Annotated in this window: 1 protein-coding gene; it reads left to right on the top strand. The window is 66.2% G+C overall.

Going from position 1 to position 841, the window contains the following annotated elements:
* Positions 1-841 (top strand): PLP-dependent aminotransferase family protein (locus C0V97_RS18060; protein ID WP_148114987.1); only part of this gene is annotated, 841 nt, incomplete at both ends.

The raw sequence follows: 841 nt of genomic DNA, 5'->3' as shown, positions 1-841 counted from the left end.
CCCCCGCCCCCCCCGDTGGGGGGCSCTTCCCCGCCGATCTCTGGGGCCAGATTTTGCGCCGTCATGCCCGTCAGTCTCACGGGGAGGAGGCCTGTTATGGCGGTTATCATGGCGCGCGCGCGCTGCGCGCTGCGCTATGTGCGCGACTGGCCAGCGACAGGGGGCTTCAGGTCTCGTCCGAGCAGATCCTGATAACGCCGGGCACGCAGGCCTCCCTCAACCTGATCGCTCAGACGATGCTTGATCCGGGCATGAGCGTGGCGCTGGAAAATCCCGGTTATCTCGGGGCACGGGCGGCCTTCCAGGCGGCCGGTGCCATGATCCACCCCGTGCCGGTCGATGCCGGGGGGCTCGATCCGGCGCAACTCCCCCCTGAGGCAAAGCTCATCTACATCACGCCGTCCAACCAGTATCCGCTTGGGGGACGTATGGATCTGACGCGGCGGCTCGCCCTGCTGGAGCGGGCCCGCGCGCAAGGCTCCCTCATTCTTGAGGACGACTATGACAGCGAATTCCTGTGGCATGGGCGCGAGATCGCGTCTCTCGCAGCGCATGGATCGGGGGAGGAATGCGTCTATCTGGGCTCTGCCTCCAAGACGCTCTTGCCGGGACTCAGGCTCGGCTGGATGGTCGTGCCACCGGCGCTCATCGCCCCCCTGCGGGCAGCGCACCGCAATCTGGGATATGCGGCCAATCTCCATGGGCAGCTGGCCTTGGCGGAGCTTATGAATTCCGGGCATTACCGCCTGCATCTGCGCCGTATCTCGCGGCTGTATCAGCAACGCGGCCTCGCGCTCCATGAGGCGCTTTCTTCACTTCCTTTCCTGCAGGTTCTCCCCCC

Source organism: Asaia sp. W19, assembly GCF_003994335.1.
Classification (GTDB): Bacteria; Pseudomonadota; Alphaproteobacteria; order Acetobacterales; family Acetobacteraceae; genus Asaia.
Note: the sequence above shows the minus strand (reverse complement) of the source record. Positions and strands in the feature narration are given on the sequence as shown.